This is a genomic window from Marisediminitalea sp. (assembly GCF_984433645.1).
This window is the reverse complement of sequence record NZ_CFIDRX010000095.1, coordinates 1-16,279: the sequence shown is the minus strand read 5'-3', so window position 1 is coordinate 16,279 and position 16,279 is coordinate 1. Positions and strand designations below refer to the sequence as shown.

Sequence of the window (16,279 nt, the reverse complement as noted above, 5' to 3'; positions counted from 1 at the left end):
CTTAATGTTAGCCAAGGTGTAACTCCCAGAAAAAATTCATGTCAAAAACGAGGGTGCGGATTATGCTTAGCTATCGGCTATTTGTCAAACAATTTCTCAAATAAGCGTAACTTTTCTTCCACAGGCCAAAGAATAGCCAAAAAGCGCCGAGAAGAAAAGCCCGCTAAGTCATTGTAAAACAGACTGTAGAAAGCTCTCTGCCGACGGCTTGCCAGCATTCGACTATTCTGATTTGCCTGAGCGGAACCATCGGAATTGATTCAGGTCACACTGGATAGACCCGTTAATGGCTACACTACGTAATAAAAATAATGAACGAACCTTAGCGTTAATTAAGGACCTGCTTATGCTAACTGTCGCCGATATTATGACCTGCCCGGTGCTGCAACTTCACGAAGGCAACAGCCTTCACGACGCCCACTATATTACCCGACACCGAGGCATTCGCCATTTGCCGGTGGTGAACAAAGACACCAAGGCTATTGTGGGGGTGGTAACGCAAAAAAGCCTGATTGCGAAAGTGATGAGTATGTTGGTGCTTTATGGCAATGATGCGCTGGAGCAACATGAAAAAGACACCAACATCATGGAAGTGGCGGTGCTGGATTTCGATACGGTAAAGGCCGATGAGCTAATCCGTGATGTCGCCCCGTTCTTTTTACGCAATAAGCATGGCTGCTTACCGGTGGTAGACGAATCCAACAAGGTAATAGGCATTGTGACGTCAACCGATTTTGTGAATCTCTCCATGATGCTCATCGATAAGATGGACCAGGCAGGGTGATGCTGCGCAATTCGCTCACTGATTATGCAATCAAGGTTGGCTTAACTTGCTGACTTTACGCTAGAATGGCCTGACTTATTGGTATCGGGCGTTAAGCCCATTATGGAATTGTTGTGTCGAGGAAGTTAATTAAGTCTGGCCTTATTGTGAGCACGATGACCTTGTTGTCGCGTGTATTGGGCTTGGTTCGCGACGTGGTGATCGCGCGCCTGATGGGGGCTGAAGCCGCCGCGGATGTGTTTTTCTTCGCCAATAAAATTCCCAATTTTCTGCGTAGGTTGTTTGCTGAAGGTGCATTCGCACAGGCATTTATTCCGGTCCTCACCGAAGTTCACGCCGAAAAGGATGAAGTCAGATTAAAACAGTTTGTTGCCTATGTATCGGGCACACTCGGTGCAATTGTGTTTGTCACCGCCATTGTGGGCGTCCTGTTGTCCCCCGTATTAACAGCCCTGTTTGGCACAGGCTGGTTTATCGATTACCTGAACGACGAGCCAGACGGCGCGAAATTTGAGCTGGCTAATACCATGCTCAAAATCACCTTCCCGTATATTGCATTTATTTCGTTAACCGGGTTGTCGGGTGCCATTCTCAATACCCTGAACAAATTTGCCGTTGCGTCGTTTACGCCGGTGTTACTGAACGTGTGTATCATTGCCTGTGCCTGGTTGTTAGCGCCACACATGTCACAGCCTGCCTTCGCGCTGGCGTGGGGGGTGTTTTTAGGTGGTATCGTGCAACTGGCCTTCCAATTGCCTTTTCTGTATCGCGCCGGGCTATTGGTAAAGCCAAAGTGGGGGTGGCACGATCCGGGGGTTGTCAAAGTGCGTACACTGATGATCCCGGCTCTGTTTGGCGTGTCTGTCGGCCAAATTAACCTTTTGCTGGATACCTTCATTGCCAGCTTCCTGGTCACCGGGTCCATCAGTTGGTTGTATTACTCCGACCGGTTGCTGGAATTCCCACTTGGCTTATTTGGCATTGCCATCGCGACAGTTATTTTGCCCACGTTATCGCGCAATCACGTGGGTAAAGACGAAAGTGGCTTTTCCGGAAACATGGATTGGGCGGTGCGAATGGTGTGTTTGCTGGGCATTCCTGCAGCGACTGGTTTGGGCGTGTTAGCCGAGCCGATTTTGTCTGTTATCTTCCAGCGAGGTGCGTTTACAGCGGAAACCACACGCATGGCATCCTACAGTTTAACGGCCTATTCCTTCGGCCTGCTGAGCTTTATGTTGGTGAAAGTACTCGCGCCGGGTTACTACTCCCGTCAGGACACCAAGACGCCAGTGAAGTACGGCATCTGGTGTATGGCGGCAAACATGCTGTTCAATCTTATCTTCGCGCTGCCTTATGGTTACATCGGGCTGGCTATCGCAACCAGCTTGTCGGCCACCCTTAATGCCGTGTTGCTTTACATTGGACTATATCGCCAAAACGTTTACAAGATCAGCCGGTTAACGCGAGGGTTTGTTATGCGAGTGGTGGTGGCAACCACGGCGATGGCGATGTCTATCATGTGGATGCAGTACAACGTACCTTTTACATCGTTAGTGTTTAAAGACCAGGTTATTTCGCTAACGTTGACCATATTGCTTGCCGTAGCCGTGTTTGGTGCAAGCCTGTTTATGATGGGTATTCGCTTCCGACATTTCAAATCCCGTAATTTTAACCCTGCTTAGCGATTGGTATTGCGGGCTGGGTAGTTTATAATCGCCGGCTTTGTAACATAGTCATCTGAAAGGTTGTAGTACATCGTGGAGCTTATTCGGGGCCTGAATAATCTGAAAGCCAGTCATTTTGGTTGTGTATTAACCATTGGTAAATTTGACGGCGTTCACCAGGGTCATCAGGCGGTGTTGAAAAACGTCATTGAACAGGCGCGTCGCCTGGGGCTACCTGCAACGGTAATGGTGTTTGAACCGCATCCGGAAGAAGTCTTTACGCCAGATACTGCGCCTGCGCGCATCAGTCCATTGGCAGAAAAATACCAGCTACTGAAAGCGCAAGGGGTTGATCGCCTGTTGTGTGTTCGGTTTAATGCCCAGTTTGCTGCGCAGTCGCCACAATCATTTATTGAACAATGGCTGGTGAAAAAGCTTGGTGTGAAATTCCTGGTAGTTGGTGATGACTTCCGCTTTGGAAAAGCGCGCCAGGGGGATTTCGATATGTTACAGGCTGCCGGACTCGAACACGGTTTCGACGTCGTCAGCACCCAAAGCTTCCGCATGAAAGACTGCCGCATTAGCTCGACAGCGGTGCGCGAAGCGCTGGCGGACAGCAACTTTGAGCTGGCTGCAGATATGCTAGGCCGACCGTTCTACATCAGCGGGCGTGTAATACACGGTGAAAAAAAAGGCCGTACCATTGGCTTTCCCACTGCCAACGTATTATTGAATCGTTGTCAGACACCAGTCACGGGTGTGTTTGCTGTAAAGCTGCACATTGCAGACAAGGCCTACTGTGGTGTGGCAAACATTGGTTCGCGCCCTACAGTGAACGGACAGCGCAAGCAACTGGAAGTGCATATTTTTAATTTTGAAGGCCATTTGTATGGTCAGCGAATTACGGTAGTGCCGGTAGAAAAAATCCGCGATGAACAACGGTTCGACGGATTGTCAGCACTACAACAACAGATTGCCCGCGATGTTGCCCAGGCACAGCGGATTTTGAAAATGAATACCGACCTGTAAAGGTCTGAAACGGGAACCTCCCGATAACGCGGACGGAAATAACAAACGCTATGAGTGATTACAAAGCCACACTGAATTTGCCGGAAACTCAGTTTCCGATGCGTGGAAACCTTGCCCAACGTGAACCCCAAATGCTGAAAAGCTGGGAAAAGCAAGGTTTGTATAAGCAAATTCGTGAAGCCAAAGCCGGTAAAACGCCTTTTGTGCTGCACGACGGCCCCCCGTATGCCAATGGAAATATTCACATTGGTCACGCGGTGAATAAGATCCTCAAAGACATTATTGTGAAGTCGAAAACCCTCTCTGACTTCGATGCGCCTTATGTGCCTGGCTGGGACTGTCACGGCCTGCCTATCGAACTGATGGTCGAGAAGAAAGTCGGTAAGCCTGGTGTGAAGGTCAGTGCCGCAGAGTTTCGCCAAAAATGCCGCGACTACGCGCAAAAGCAAATCGACGGCCAAATGGCAGACTTTAAACGTCTGGGTGTACTGGGCGAGTGGGACAAGCCATACAAAACCATGGATTTCGCGTCAGAAGCCAACATTGTTCGCGCACTGGGCAAAATCATTGAAGCCGGTCACCTGGAAAAAGGCTTTAAACCGGTTCACTGGTGTACTGACTGTGGCTCAGCATTGGCTGAAGCGGAAGTTGAGTACAAAGACAAAACGTCGCCTGCCATCGATGTAAAATTCCCGCTGGCTGACGTCGACGTGTTTGCAAATGCTTTCGGCGTTAGCGAAGACGATTTAACAGCGCACAACACCGGCGTTGTTATCTGGACAACAACCCCTTGGACCTTGCCTGCCAACCTGGCCGTGAGTCTGCACCCGGAGTTAGAATATTCTCTCATTGCACTGGAAGGTGCTTCAGATTGGTTGATTGTAGCCAGCGATCTGGCGGAAAGTTGTGCCAAACGTTACGGCAGTGAAGCGTTTAACGTCGTAGCAACGTGCATTGGCGGTGCGTTAGATAAAGCGCGCTTACAGCATCCTTTCCTGGATAAAACGTCACTGATCGTGCTGGGCGACCACGTCACAACCGAGTCAGGTACCGGCTGTGTTCACACCGCGCCTGCACACGGTGTGGACGACTTTAACGTATGTAAGCAATACGACATCGAAGTGTACAACCCAGTTGGCAACAACGGGGTGTATTTAGAAAATACCCCGCTGTTTGCCGGTCAGCATGTGTTTAAAGCGAACCAGTCGGTTATCGATACCCTGGCCGAGCATGGCAATCTGGTATTGAATGTGGCTTATGAGCACAGCTATCCGCACTGCTGGCGTCACAAAACGCCGATTATTTTCCGTGCCACGCCACAGTGGTTTGTGAGCATGGACAAGCTGGGTTTACGCGAACAGTCGTTAGAACAAATTCGCAATACTCAGTGGATCCCGGAGTGGGGCGAAAACCGCATCAGCAAAATGGTAGAAGGTCGCCCTGACTGGTGTATCTCACGTCAGCGTACCTGGGGTGTGCCAATTCCACTTTATGTACATAAAGTATCGGGTGAACTACACCCTGAAACTTCTGCGCTAATCGAAAAAGTTGCGGCGGACATTGAAACCTCAGGGATTCAGGCCTGGTGGGATATCGACGATGCAGCCTTGTTGGGTAGCGATGCTGACCAATACGAAAAAGTAACCGATACGCTGGACGTCTGGTTCGATTCAGGTGTGACACATTTCTTTGTTGTGGATTGTCGCGACGATATCCCGGCGTCAGCTGATTTGTACCTGGAAGGTTCTGACCAACACCGCGGCTGGTTTATGTCGTCGTTAATGACGTCTACTGCCATGCACGGTCACGCGCCATACAAGCAAGTGCTGACCCATGGCTTTACCGTGGACGCTCAGGGCAAGAAAATGTCCAAGTCTTTGGGTAACGTGGTTGCGCCACAGGAAGTCACTAACAAACTGGGTGCCGACATCCTGCGTTTGTGGGTTGCCTCTACGGATTACCGCGGTGAAATCGCAGTATCGGATGAAATTTTGAAACGCGCCGCCGATAACTATCGCCGTTTGCGTAACACATCCCGTTTCTTGCTGGCTAACCTGAACGGGTTTAACCCTGCTACTGACTTAGTTGCAGAGCAGGATATGGTGGCACTGGATCGCTGGATGGTCACCCGTGCCAAGCAGTTACAGGAAGAGTTGGTTGCCGCTTATGAGCGCTACGATTTGCTGGTGGTATCGCAAAAGCTCACGCACTTCTGTTCGCTTGATCTGGGTAGCTTCTATCTGGATATCATCAAAGACAGACAATACACCGCGAAGCAGGACAGTGTTGCTCGTCGTTCATGTCAAACAGCGCTGTACCACATTGTAGAAGCGTTGGTTCGCTGGATGGCACCGATCACCAGTTTTACTGCTCAGGAAATCTGGCAGGAAATGCCGGGTGAACGCGGCAAGTTTGTGTTCACTGAAACCTGGTATGACGGCTTCAATAGCTTTACTCAGGACGGCGCACTGGACGATGATTTCTGGCAACAGATCATGGCCGTGAAAGATGCGGTTAACCAAGCGTTGGAGCAAGCGCGTAAAGCGCAGGTACTCGGTGGTTCACTGGAAGCCGATATTACCTTGTATGCCGATGAAGCATTAAAAACCCAGCTGGATCTGTTAGGTGATGAACTGCGTTTCGTATTAATCACCTCGGGTGCGACGGTGAAAGCGTCTGCCGAGAAAACCGACGACGCCGAGAAGACCGATGTATCTGGTTTGTTTGTCAGTGTGGCCAAAACGGCTGGCGAAAAATGTGTCCGCTGCTGGCATCACCGTGAAGATGTGGGCTCACATACAGGTCACGAAGAGCTGTGTGGCCGCTGCGTGACCAACGTAGATGGCGACGGAGAAGTACGTCACTATGCTTAATGTGGTAAGCCAAACCGGGCTGCGTTTTCTTTGGATCAGCGCCGTTACCGTGTTGCTGGATCTGTGGAGCAAATACGAGGTAATGGCCAAAATGGACTTGTATGAGTCCATTCAGGTAATGCCATTCTTCAACTTCACCTACGTGCACAACTACGGTGCGGCATTTAGCTTCCTGCATGGCGCAGGTGGCTGGCAGCGCTGGTTTTTCACCGCCATCGCGATTGCCGTTAGTGCGGTGATCTTATGGTGGTTAAAGCAAACGCCCAAGCAACAAAAGCTTCTACCAGTGGCCTTTAGTTTCATTTTAGGCGGTGCGATCGGAAATGTTTATGACCGTATTGTGCATGGCTATGTCATCGATTTTCTGGATTTTTACGTAAATGATTGGCACTGGCCGGCATTTAATTTAGCCGACAGCGCCATCTTCGTTGGTGCAGCATTACTGATTTGGGACATGTTAACGAACAAATCAGACAGTGCCAGCGATACGACAACCCAATCAGCAAGTGAGAAATAAACCGTGAGCGAACAAGCCTTACCGGTCATTGGCCCAAGCAGCCAGGTCATTATGCATTTTGACCTGAAGTTATCAGACGGCTCTGCAGCAGACAGTACGCGGGTTAACAAGAAGCCCGCCAAATTAGTCATGGGCGACGGCAGCTTAACACCGAACTTTGAAGCCTGTTTGCTGGGATTGAAAGCCGGTGATAAAAAGTCATTTGAGCTGGGCCCGGATGACGCATTTGGACAGTCAAACCCCGACAACATTCATCATATGGATCGCAGTCGTTTCAGTGGTGATATGACCATTGAACCCGGCACCATCATCGCATTTGCGCAACCAGACGGCAGCGAAGTGCCTGGGATCGTGCGCAGTGTGGCAGGTGATTCAGTCACAGTGGACTTTAATCATCCCCTTGCTGGACAAACCGTGGTGTTTGATGTTGAAATCATCGACGTGATCAACGCATAAGCCAAGGAGCCTGTGGTATGCAAATTCACTTAGCTAATCCGCGAGGTTTTTGTGCCGGTGTTGACCGAGCCATAACCATTGTTGAGCGCGCGCTGGAAATCTTTCAGCCACCGATTTATGTGCGTCATGAAGTGGTCCACAACCGGTTTGTGGTTGACGGCCTGAAAGAACGCGGCGCGATATTCGTCGATGAGCTTACCGAAGTGCCAGACGACAACATCGTCATTTTTTCTGCGCACGGCGTGTCTCAGGCAGTGCGCAAAGAAGCAGAGCGTCGTGGCTTAAAAGTCTTTGATGCTACCTGTCCGTTGGTCACAAAAGTGCATTTAGAAGTCACCCGTGCCAGTAAACGGGGTACCGAGTGTATTCTAATTGGTCACGCTGGTCACCCGGAAGTAGAAGGCACAATGGGTCAGTACGACAATCCGGAAGGCGGCATTTACTTGGTTGAGTCCAGCGACGACGTAGCCACGCTGGAAGTGAAAAATCCCAATGCCCTTTACTACTGCAGTCAGACAACGCTGTCGGTAGACGATACCGCAGACGTTATCGATGCGCTGCGTCAGCGTTTTCCGAAAATCGAAGGACCGCGTAAAGACGATATCTGTTATGCGACACAAAACCGTCAGGATGCGGTTCGTGAGCTGGCACAGGATTGTCAGGTGTTGTTTGTGGTTGGTGCACAAAACAGCTCAAACTCTAACCGCCTGCGTGAGTTGGCAGAGAAAATCGGTGCAAAGGCCTATTTGATTGCAGATGAAGCCTGTATTCAGAAAGACTGGCTGGACGGCGTGGAGCACATTGGTGTCACTGCCGGTGCATCAGCCCCTGAAGTATTGGTAAAACGCGTTATTCAGCGTTTGCTGGACTGGGGAGCCGTAACGGCCTCTGAGCGCCCTGGCCGCGAAGAAAACATTGAGTTTGCGGTACCTAAAGAACTGCGTATCAAACAGGTTAGCTAACTCGCTAACCTGTTTTGCTTTACCACCTTCCTAAAACTACATTCACCAGCAACCGCTGGGGTGACGAGTCATCGACTGATCGATGGTTAAGCTTACACATCCCTTGTCCTGTTTTTGCGTGCCGAGTGCCTTTGCTGTAAGAACAAAGGTTTGCGATGACACGTTCGCAACGGAAAACTGATAGAAATCCGATAACGGTAAGCCCAGTTTCTGACCAGTGGCAAAGCTGGGGTTTTGCAGGCGATATGCTTGCTGGTCGATATGTAAACTCAACAACTGCATTTTTACTGCATCCCTACGCACCTTTCGAATTTGCTCCTGATAGACAGGCATCGCGACGGCACTCAGGATCCCCACAATAAGTACTCCTATCATTAGTTCCAGCAACGTATAGCCAGTTTGCGTATTGTGTGTCATCGACTCATTCCTTTGTTAGCCATGGACTCAAGACTAGCCAAATACACCTGGGCAACCAACGTACTTTGGTAGGGCTTTAGAAAAACCGGTAGTAAGGACAGTGTTGGTTATGAAGTGCGTAATGCAAACTGAAGCCATCAAGGGATAACTAGGTGAATGATGATATGTTTCGGCATTGGCAGGGAATGGCCTTACCTGAGCTCATTATTGTGTTGGGTCTTGGCAGTGGGGCAACGCTGGCGCTCACCAGTTTGGTTGCAGGCTCAGTCAGTCTGAACCAACATTTGCTCAATAATGCGCGACTGACCGAAGAGTTGGGCAATGTCTTTGCGTTGATACAATCGGATCTCCAGCGCGCAGGGTATGACGGCAACACGCAGCAGACATTACAACCTGGCGCTTTTGGTAGCGTATTCAGTCATCACCTGTCTTTTGGTGCCTATCCCAGTGAGCCCGCCAATACCTGTGTTACCTTTCGTTATGATGTAAACAGCAACGGCGTATTAGACACACAATTTCCGAACGAACATTTTGGCTACCGCCTGCAAAATAAAACTGTGGAAGTGCGTAAAGCCGGTGCAAGCTGCCACAGCAAAGGGTGGGAGGATATTTCCGACAGGGATCTGGTGATTGTCACTGAACTGTCTTTTCAGCCGAGCACACTAAATCAAAGCGGGGTGCCCGTTACCCGTGTTGCTATTCGTCTATCGGGATACCTGAAAGCCAATCCCGGATTGTCACAAACCTACAGCAAAACAGTACTGGTAAAAAATCATGTGGGTTAACCGTTGTCAGCAGACTCAATGTTCAGGCATGGCGCTGCTCAGCGGGGTACTGCTGTTACTTATACTGGCCACACTGGTTACCTTGTACGTGAGTAAAGTGAAGTCGCTGGAGTATCAAATACTCAATAATGTGCAAAGTCGAAATCTTGCCTTAAATGCTGCCAATAGAGGGCTGAACCAGGCGCTCGCAACCTTGCAGGCAAAGCCTGACTGGTCATCGCCAGGCACCGGAGGGGTGCTGTCTTCGGGAAGTCATTACGTGGTGCAAACAACCGATAATCCCTTGTCTGCAGGCACAATGTTTAAACGTGCTATTTCACTGAGTGCGACAGGCACCACACAAGATGGATTAACCCAGGCAAACGTTGCGGCAGATGCAGTGATTTATCCCATCGTGGCGCGTATACCGCCGGCTCCTGTCATGATCGGCGCAGGACCTGCAGCGCTGAATGGGGCTGTGACCATTGGCAGCCAATTAGTCATCGGCGTTAATCATGATGGAGTCGGGCAGGGGCAGCCGCTGGCGCTGTGGTCAGCACCAGTTTTAAGTCCAACCGCCAACATTGAGACGTGCTCCCCGGCGTATTTAAGCACCGTGGGATGCGGTGGCAACACGCTGAGTCACGTGGGCGCGTTTGGCAGTGATGTACTCGCTAACAATAGTACTTTTCCTGCTGACTTGTGGCTTTATGCATTTAACCTTAAGGCCAGTGAACTATCTGTGTTGGCGCAAGAGGCCAATGTCAGAACCGCAGATTGTTCTTCAATATCTTCGCTCACATCAGGCTTTGTGTGGGTGCAAGGCAATTGCGATATTGCGCCAGGCGTTACGTTGGGAAGTGCGGCTGAGCCTGTTTTGCTGGTAGTTGAGAATGGGAGTCTGACGCTGCAGGCCAGTGCCGCCGTGCACGGTTTGGTCTTCTGGGCCCTTACCGCAGCAAACAAGGGGCCGTTCCATATTGCTGCGAATAATAGTGCAGTCATCCATGGCGTATTGCTGGCTAATCAACAGGTCGATACCGCAAACACAAAGGTGCAGGTGGTTTACGACAAGACTGCGTTGAATAATCTACAGCAATCTCCTTTTACCCGAGTGGCCGTTGTTCCGGGCAGCTGGCGGGATTTTTAAGGACAAGGCATGCGCGGATTTTCCTTTGTAGAGTTACTTGTGGCGACATCACTGGTTGCGATATCAGGAACGGGGTTAATCACACTGCAGACCCATTTCGTGCAGTTGGATGAACAACAGGCTTTGCGCACCCACGCCTGGTATCTGGCGCAGGAAAAGCTGGATGATTTGGCGCATTTTCAGTGGTTAGAGTCGTCGGCTCAGAATGCCAATGACTTCAAAAGTATTGCGAATAATAAAGGCGGGCAGTTGCCGGCTGGGCAAATTCTCCATCCTGTTAGTGTTTCAACGTCAGTGAATTTTCAGCGTAACTGGCAGGTAACTGACGTTTATTTCGTTGATACCACGGGAAACGGTCAGCCAGACAACTGGCAAACAGGTAGTCAGCTATCGACAGCGCAACAAACGCTTGTAACTGCAGTGCAGGCTAAGCAGGTAGTGGTGCAGGTGAGTTGGACCGATAACAAGGGCAAGCTAAATACGGTAACGGCAGAAGGCGTTATCGCCCCAATTCTGGCTGCCCGAGCTGGTGTCGCGTTAAACCCTTATGTTGCCCCCGTACCCGCGATAGGTATATCGCCAACAGGAAATTAATCCATCATGCTAAGTCTAATCGTTATTGACGGCTTTTTCAGATTGAGGTGGTCCACCAACTTGCATAGTATTACCTTTTGGGTAATATTACCTTGTAGGTAATGGCAGTGTTGTCATGTCGATAAAAACGATAATAGACCGAAGACTCAAAGAAGTATGGGTAAACGACGATTTGTCTGTTTTTCCTTCGCTCTACAACTTTGAAATCCGGAATGTGCTATTCGATTTAGATGCCGCAGATGTGATTACTGATTTACACGACATTGGCGCAGTACAATTTAATCCCAATGATAAAAGGACTTGGTCGGTGACTATTACCGTTAATAATATCGAGCCTTGTGGTGCGGTCATTTGCGATTTTTGGGATGGTAACTGCTACAACATTGACTTCAGGGAGTACAATCCATGATACCTGAGTTTGCTGGCTCCGCTGAAAGCGTTAGTCGGGATGAAGGGTTATACCGGCCTCATCCGGGAGATGTCTTTAAACGAAGATGTTTAAGCAAGTCGCGATTAAAACAGCCAGAAATCGCAGCGTTGATGGGGATCTCACCGAAACATTTATCCCGTTTCATCAATGGGCATGTTAGTGTTCAAATCGAGTTAGCCCGGAAACTAGAGTCAGTAACGAATATCAGTGCGGCTGCGTGGTTGAATTATCAAAATGCTTATGATTTGTATAAGACATCCAGTTCCAAACCCGCAAAGCAGTTAATTTACGGCTAGTGGGCCATGCATATTATGTTAGCGAAACCCACTTGGTTAGTTTAAAGCCATTTCTCAATGGCAACTTCAACGCTTTCGGTGACGTCCGGGCCTTCTATCGTGAGCCACATTTGCCCATCCTGAATCGTGACCTGAATCTGCATTGAGCGCTGCACCACATTTTCCAGTGTACTTACCAGGTCGGCAGGTAAAGTGAAGACAGACAAGTTGTTTCTGGTCTGTAATTTGGATTGTTCTTTCTTCCACCAGGCATCAAAACTGTTATCGGCGTAGGCATAAATCATCATATGTTGGCTTTGGTTACAGCCTTTTTTGATACGCTGCTCAGACGGCTGGCCAAGCTCAATCCACAGTTCAATTTCATCGCTAAAGCTCTTTTGCCACAAATCCGGTACGTCATCGTCGGACAATCCTTTGGTAAATTGCAGGCGCTCGTGGGCGTTAACAATGAACGCAATAATACGTAACATCATGCGAGCATCGTTCTCTGATGGATGACGGGCAATGGTTAAATTGTGGTCGTTGTAATAATTGCGATCCATATCCGATATGGATAGATCTGCTTTAAAAATGGTCGCTTTAAGTGCCATGAGAATTCCGGATGTTAAACAGCGAACGACAGATTTCAGCAGAATAGCTGTCGCAGGCAAATATGGCGCACATACTACCAGTTCTGGATACCATTGCGATCCAATTTCGTTGCTAACAACTCTTATAAGGGGAAAAGGGCGGCGTGGTTGTGCAAATGCGCACTCTACCCATATTACTCAGGAGTAGTTTAAGCGTGTGCTCACCGTTGCTAAGTTGCAGGCTTCCTGCAAAGCCAGTTGCCATGCCTCTTGGAGCGGTAAAGCGACTTTGTGGCGGGTTACCGAAAGACACGTTGGTGATGGTAATACCGGGATATTCTGCGAAGTGAAGCACGTTTTGCTGGTGGTTTATGAGGCAGCTGTTAATTAGGTCACATTGACATCCCTGAATTTCGCTAAGCCCCAGGCATGCTTTACCAACAGGGTTAATGTCCAGGTGAATAGTGGCATTTGCCCGAATCGATTCGCTTCTGGCCCGCTGCAGAAAAAAGTAGCTGGCCTGCGCGGCACCAATGAGATGTTGGCGCTTTTGCATTGATGCATAGCTACTTACCCCTTTAACCAGCAAAACCGACAACACGACCAGACATATCAGCAGTTCAATGAGTGACCTGCCTGTTTGTGTGTGTGGCTCCGTTTGCGAGCGCAGCCTATTTTTTGTGTCCTGCCCCGTTTTAGTTTGTTGCATAGGGTCCCCGCGCTGATTACCGAAACTAAACAATACTTGCGCGTGTCCGATAACACAGCTGTGCGTTGGGGTAGGTTTTGAGCGCGTTCAGGACAGTTATTCAAACTTATACGAAACAGCCTCCACAGCTACCCTATTCTCATGCAATTTTGAGCGAATTTATCTACTATGCTAGTACGTAATAGTAGATGTTGAATCGTGTGGCCCGGTGAAATACGTATTCACAGGCTGTAATCGACATTCCAATTAAACCGAATACAACAGGTATTGAAAATGATAAGACAGCGTCACACCACCCAGGCCGGCGTCGGTATGATGGAGATTCTGGTTAGTCTCTTCGTACTGTCTGTTGGACTCTTGGGCGTGGCTTCTTTGCAGTTCACCGGTACCTTTAACAACGTGCAGTCGGTCAGTCGCAGTCAGGGAGAGTTGGTCGCTCGCTATGTGGCGGAGCAGCTCGTTGCGGTTGCTGAACCGTCAACCACCGACGACGGCTGGGAAATTGACGATGCCTTCCTGAACTCCAATATCTACAATTTTCAGAATGTGACCTGTAATGCCAACAGCGATAATTACCAATGCCTTTGCCTGACCCAGCCTGCGGGTATCCCGAATTGCAGAGGCGCGCAATGCTCGGTGAACGACCTGGCGTCGTTTACCGGTTGGGAAGCCAGCTGCCAGGCAGTACGCAGCAATCCGAATATGTGGTTAAACGTAACATGTAACGACCGGGATGCCGGCGACGCTAAACTGTGCTCATCCGGCTCCCTCATCAGTATTGCGGTCAGCTGGCCGGTGAAATCCAGCACCGGTAACAGCGTTCAGGCCGACTCCCGTTGCGCTATTACCGGCAGCACTAATCGTGCGTGTGTCATTAAGGAGATCACGCTGTGAGAGCGCAGTCGGGTTTCTCTCTGGTGGAGTTAATGATTTCCATGTTGCTGGGACTCATGCTAACCGTGGGTGTGATCCAGGTATTGGTTAGTACGCGTGCCACCAATACCTTGAATCAGGCCATTGCTGAAGTGCAGGAGTCAGGGCGTTATATTTCAATGCGTCTGCAAGAAGAGTTGATGGAAGCGGGCAGGTACGACACCACGGTATCCAGCGTAGACAATTCGGTGGATTTGTTGTTGGAAGCGAGTTTCGTGCAAAGTCAGCCGATTGCGTTGCCAGGAGATTACAATGCGCAGGCTACCGTCGGCAGTGCAGAAGGTAGCAGTACAAACAGTGATGAAGTGGTGGTGAATTTGTTAGCGGGAGAAGACTGCACAGGGAATTCATTTGGTTTGGTGTCACCGCAGGAAATGCATGTAGTTAACCGTTATTTTGTAGACGGTGATCAACTGAAGTGTATTGGTTACAGCGGCCGTTATTTACGAGGGCTGGTAGGGAATAGTACGCCAAGCAGTGAAGTGGTGATCCTCGACAATGTCGCCAGCTTTCAGGTGGAATATGGCTTGTCTGACGACGTGAATAACAACAACAGTCAGGTAGTCCAGTTTGTCGACGCCAGTCAGCTTGCCGCTGCCCGCCTTGCCAATCAGCAGGTTGTTAGCGTTCGCATTGAGCTATTGCTGAAAAGCGAGCCTACCAATATTCAAAATACCGCGACGAACCAGGTCCGGTTACTCTCCGAAGCGCCGTTAACCCTGGATGTAAAACATTATTATCAGGTATTTGCCGTGTCCGTAGCACTGCGAAACAGCCTGAACTATGTTGGGAGTGCAGCATTATGAAGTCTCAGCAAGGTGTGGTGCTGGTGATTGCCCTGGTCTTTTTATTGTGTGTCACGTTGCTCGGCGTAGCGGCAGTCAGTAGCAGTGTGAGTCAAACCAAAATGGCCAGTTCCGTGCAGGCCCAGGGACTGGCATTCGATGCGGCAGAAGCGGCGATCGCCGGTGTTATCTTTGAAGCGGAAGACGACACCATTTTAACCGATGACAATGTTGACGACCCGCTTACTGCAGCGCGTCAGGGAACGCAGTTTGACCCGGCTAATGCCAACCTTGCGTGTGCCAATAGCGCAGACTGGACTAACCGTCAGTTAACTGCCAGTGGGTTGTCGAAAGGGCAACAGCACACAGCGTCAGGCCAGTTTCATTCACAGCCAGACGTAAACAGCTGGTCGCGCACCGCGTTTGTGGTCGAGCGACCTTGCCGGGGTTCAAGTAATGTTATTGGTAGCGGTGGATTACGCTGCCACGTGTTTGTTATTCGAGGTTGCGGTCAAATTGAAGGGAAGCGGGTTACGAAAGCGAACACGCTGACCGTTGCAGTCTTTGGCCCTTCAACGGAGGCGCAGTAATGAAATTTCGCAATATCAGCTGGTTGTGCAGCTTTTCTCTAATCACTTTTCTGAATATCGCTGTTGCAGACGATCTGGATATTTTCATCGGGACCTCAAACAGCGCACAAACCTACAACCCCAATGTGCTGTTTATTATGGATACGTCGGGCAGTATGGGGTCGATGGACGGTGGCTCGGAATCCCGCATGCTACGCGTGCAAAACGCCCTGAAAACAGCGCTAGGGCAGGCGACGAATATTAACGCAGGCCTGATGCGTTTTTCTGATTATGGCGGCCCGATCCTGTATCCGGTAACGGATATCAATCAAACCATTGATGTGCAAATGAGCACGTCGACGGCCGGTTCGCAGAATGATGGTTATGAAATGAGTTCGAGCGTAAACACCACGTCAGACGACATTGTGATCAGTTATTCTACAACGCCTGTTACCTCGGCGTTTCGTTTTGAATCACTGAATATTCCCCAAGGTGCGGTCATAACGTCTGCTTACCTCAAGTTTACTTCGGCCCAGTACAACATTGCAGATACTACTATTACGATTGCCGGTGAAAGTACCGGAAACTCTTCAGCGCTTTCTACTGGCTCAGGCTCGATAACATCGAAAACGCAAACAACGGCCACCGTGGACTGGAGCACGGGTAATGAGTTTCCGGCATCCGGAGAAGAAGTCAGTACACCTGATATTACACCCGTTATTCAGGAAATTATCGACTTGTCTACCTGGTGCGGAGGGAATGCCTTAACGCTACTGGT

The 16,279-nt window shown here is 49.7% G+C and carries 18 protein-coding genes; 15 read left to right on the top strand and 3 right to left on the bottom strand.

Features of this window, described 5'->3' with window-relative positions; translation table 11 throughout:
• Positions 1 to 346: 346 nt before the first annotated feature.
• The 7 genes from AC4MRN_RS12810 to ispH all read left to right on the top strand — a co-directional run bounded on the left by AC4MRN_RS12810 (position 347) and on the right by ispH (position 8,285).
• On the top strand, positions 347 to 784 hold the full coding sequence (locus AC4MRN_RS12810; RefSeq protein WP_162359803.1) for a CBS domain-containing protein: 438 nt from the start codon (positions 347 to 349) through the stop codon (positions 782 to 784).
• A gap of 113 nt (positions 785 to 897) precedes the next feature.
• Positions 898 to 2,466: a murein biosynthesis integral membrane protein MurJ gene (gene murJ / locus AC4MRN_RS12805; protein WP_073323019.1), complete on the top strand. Its 1,569-nt coding sequence runs from the start codon at positions 898 to 900 to the stop codon at positions 2,464 to 2,466.
• Between the two features lie 75 nt (positions 2,467 to 2,541).
• A complete protein-coding gene (gene ribF, locus AC4MRN_RS12800; RefSeq protein ID WP_155014122.1) occupies positions 2,542 to 3,477 on the top strand; it encodes a bifunctional riboflavin kinase/FAD synthetase in 936 nt (311 codons plus the stop codon).
• A 50-nt stretch (positions 3,478 to 3,527) separates the two neighbouring features.
• A complete protein-coding gene (gene ileS / locus AC4MRN_RS12795) occupies positions 3,528 to 6,350 on the top strand; it encodes an isoleucine--tRNA ligase (RefSeq protein ID WP_491203495.1) in 2,823 nt (940 codons plus the stop codon).
• Complete coding sequence (gene lspA / locus AC4MRN_RS12790; RefSeq protein WP_073323015.1) at positions 6,343 to 6,867, top strand: signal peptidase II; 525 nt, start codon at positions 6,343 to 6,345, stop codon at positions 6,865 to 6,867. The genes ileS and lspA overlap by 8 nt, the downstream gene beginning before the upstream one ends.
• Positions 6,868 to 6,870: 3 nt before the next feature.
• The gene (fkpB, locus tag AC4MRN_RS12785; protein WP_370240525.1) at positions 6,871 to 7,323 is read left to right on the top strand and encodes an FKBP-type peptidyl-prolyl cis-trans isomerase; all 453 of its coding nucleotides are present in this window, start codon (positions 6,871 to 6,873) and stop codon (positions 7,321 to 7,323) included.
• A gap of 17 nt (positions 7,324 to 7,340) precedes the next feature.
• Positions 7,341 to 8,285 carry a 4-hydroxy-3-methylbut-2-enyl diphosphate reductase gene (gene ispH / locus AC4MRN_RS12780; RefSeq protein WP_073323011.1) on the top strand — a complete coding sequence of 315 codons (945 nt, stop codon included), beginning with the start codon at positions 7,341 to 7,343 and terminating at the stop codon, positions 8,283 to 8,285.
• A gap of 42 nt (positions 8,286 to 8,327) precedes the next feature.
• Here the strand turns inward: ispH and AC4MRN_RS12775 are convergent, their stop codons facing one another.
• Positions 8,328 to 8,702: a type IV pilin protein gene (locus tag AC4MRN_RS12775; RefSeq protein ID WP_491203494.1), complete on the bottom strand. Its 375-nt coding sequence runs from the start codon at positions 8,700 to 8,702 to the stop codon at positions 8,328 to 8,330.
• 152 nt (positions 8,703 to 8,854) lie between these two features.
• On the opposite strand from AC4MRN_RS12775, the gene AC4MRN_RS12770 reads away from it, so the two are divergent.
• From AC4MRN_RS12770 to AC4MRN_RS12755, 4 genes are all read left to right on the top strand, one after another.
• The gene (locus AC4MRN_RS12770; protein WP_491203493.1) at positions 8,855 to 9,487 is read left to right on the top strand and encodes a hypothetical protein; all 633 of its coding nucleotides are present in this window, start codon (positions 8,855 to 8,857) and stop codon (positions 9,485 to 9,487) included.
• On the top strand, positions 9,477 to 10,616 hold the full coding sequence (locus AC4MRN_RS12765) for a hypothetical protein (protein ID WP_491203492.1): 1,140 nt from the start codon (positions 9,477 to 9,479) through the stop codon (positions 10,614 to 10,616). The genes AC4MRN_RS12770 and AC4MRN_RS12765 overlap by 11 nt, the downstream gene beginning before the upstream one ends.
• Positions 10,617 to 10,625: 9 nt before the next feature.
• Positions 10,626 to 11,210 carry a type IV pilus modification PilV family protein gene (locus AC4MRN_RS12760; RefSeq protein ID WP_491203491.1) on the top strand — a complete coding sequence of 195 codons (585 nt, stop codon included), beginning with the start codon at positions 10,626 to 10,628 and terminating at the stop codon, positions 11,208 to 11,210.
• A gap of 405 nt (positions 11,211 to 11,615) precedes the next feature.
• Positions 11,616 to 11,936 carry a HigA family addiction module antitoxin gene (locus AC4MRN_RS12755; RefSeq protein ID WP_491203490.1) on the top strand — a complete coding sequence of 107 codons (321 nt, stop codon included), beginning with the start codon at positions 11,616 to 11,618 and terminating at the stop codon, positions 11,934 to 11,936.
• 41 nt (positions 11,937 to 11,977) lie between these two features.
• Here the strand turns inward: AC4MRN_RS12755 and AC4MRN_RS12750 are convergent, their stop codons facing one another.
• Positions 11,978 to 12,526 (bottom strand): YaeQ family protein, encoded by a 549-nt coding sequence (locus AC4MRN_RS12750; RefSeq protein WP_491203489.1) that lies wholly within the window; start codon positions 12,524 to 12,526, stop codon positions 11,978 to 11,980.
• Between the two features lie 112 nt (positions 12,527 to 12,638).
• Positions 12,639 to 13,214, bottom strand: a complete 576-nt coding sequence (locus tag AC4MRN_RS12745; RefSeq protein ID WP_491203488.1) for a hypothetical protein — start codon at positions 13,212 to 13,214, stop codon at positions 12,639 to 12,641.
• 273 nt (positions 13,215 to 13,487) lie between these two features.
• Here AC4MRN_RS12745 and AC4MRN_RS12740 point away from each other — a divergent pair, with 273 nt between their 5' ends.
• The 4 genes from AC4MRN_RS12740 to AC4MRN_RS12725 all read left to right on the top strand — a co-directional run.
• Entirely contained in the window at positions 13,488 to 14,108 is a 621-nt protein-coding gene (locus tag AC4MRN_RS12740) for a type IV pilus modification PilV family protein (protein ID WP_491203487.1), read from the top strand.
• The gene (locus tag AC4MRN_RS12735) at positions 14,105 to 14,953 is read left to right on the top strand and encodes a PilW family protein (RefSeq protein ID WP_370240504.1); all 849 of its coding nucleotides are present in this window, start codon (positions 14,105 to 14,107) and stop codon (positions 14,951 to 14,953) included. The genes AC4MRN_RS12740 and AC4MRN_RS12735 overlap by 4 nt, the downstream gene beginning before the upstream one ends.
• A complete protein-coding gene (locus tag AC4MRN_RS12730) occupies positions 14,950 to 15,522 on the top strand; it encodes a pilus assembly PilX family protein (RefSeq protein WP_491203486.1) in 573 nt (190 codons plus the stop codon). The genes AC4MRN_RS12735 and AC4MRN_RS12730 overlap by 4 nt, the downstream gene beginning before the upstream one ends.
• The coding region (locus tag AC4MRN_RS12725; protein WP_491203485.1) for a vWA domain-containing protein at positions 15,522 to 16,279 on the top strand (758 nt) is incomplete at its 3' end. The genes AC4MRN_RS12730 and AC4MRN_RS12725, both read left to right, overlap by 1 nt.

What these genes read in the sequence shown, in the direction of transcription:
- AC4MRN_RS12765 (WP_491203492.1), top strand. Translation starts at nt 9,477, where the DNA reads ATGTGGGTTAACCGTTGTCAGCAGACTCAATGTTCAGGCATGGCGCTG.
- AC4MRN_RS12740 (WP_491203487.1), top strand. Translation starts at nt 13,488, where the DNA reads ATGATAAGACAGCGTCACACCACCCAGGCCGGCGTCGGTATGATGGAG.
- ileS (WP_491203495.1), top strand. Translation starts at nt 3,528, where the DNA reads ATGAGTGATTACAAAGCCACACTGAATTTGCCGGAAACTCAGTTTCCG.
- AC4MRN_RS12760 (WP_491203491.1), top strand. Translation starts at nt 10,626, where the DNA reads ATGCGCGGATTTTCCTTTGTAGAGTTACTTGTGGCGACATCACTGGTT.
- ispH (WP_073323011.1), top strand. Translation starts at nt 7,341, where the DNA reads ATGCAAATTCACTTAGCTAATCCGCGAGGTTTTTGTGCCGGTGTTGAC.
- lspA (WP_073323015.1), top strand. Translation starts at nt 6,343, where the DNA reads ATGCTTAATGTGGTAAGCCAAACCGGGCTGCGTTTTCTTTGGATCAGC.
- AC4MRN_RS12745 (WP_491203488.1), bottom strand. Translation starts at nt 13,214, where the DNA reads ATGCAACAAACTAAAACGGGGCAGGACACAAAAAATAGGCTGCGCTCG.
- AC4MRN_RS12750 (WP_491203489.1), bottom strand. Translation starts at nt 12,526, where the DNA reads ATGGCACTTAAAGCGACCATTTTTAAAGCAGATCTATCCATATCGGAT.
- AC4MRN_RS12775 (WP_491203494.1), bottom strand. Translation starts at nt 8,702, where the DNA reads ATGACACACAATACGCAAACTGGCTATACGTTGCTGGAACTAATGATA.
- AC4MRN_RS12730 (WP_491203486.1), top strand. Translation starts at nt 14,950, where the DNA reads ATGAAGTCTCAGCAAGGTGTGGTGCTGGTGATTGCCCTGGTCTTTTTA.
- AC4MRN_RS12755 (WP_491203490.1), top strand. Translation starts at nt 11,616, where the DNA reads ATGATACCTGAGTTTGCTGGCTCCGCTGAAAGCGTTAGTCGGGATGAA.
- AC4MRN_RS12810 (WP_162359803.1), top strand. Translation starts at nt 347, where the DNA reads ATGCTAACTGTCGCCGATATTATGACCTGCCCGGTGCTGCAACTTCAC.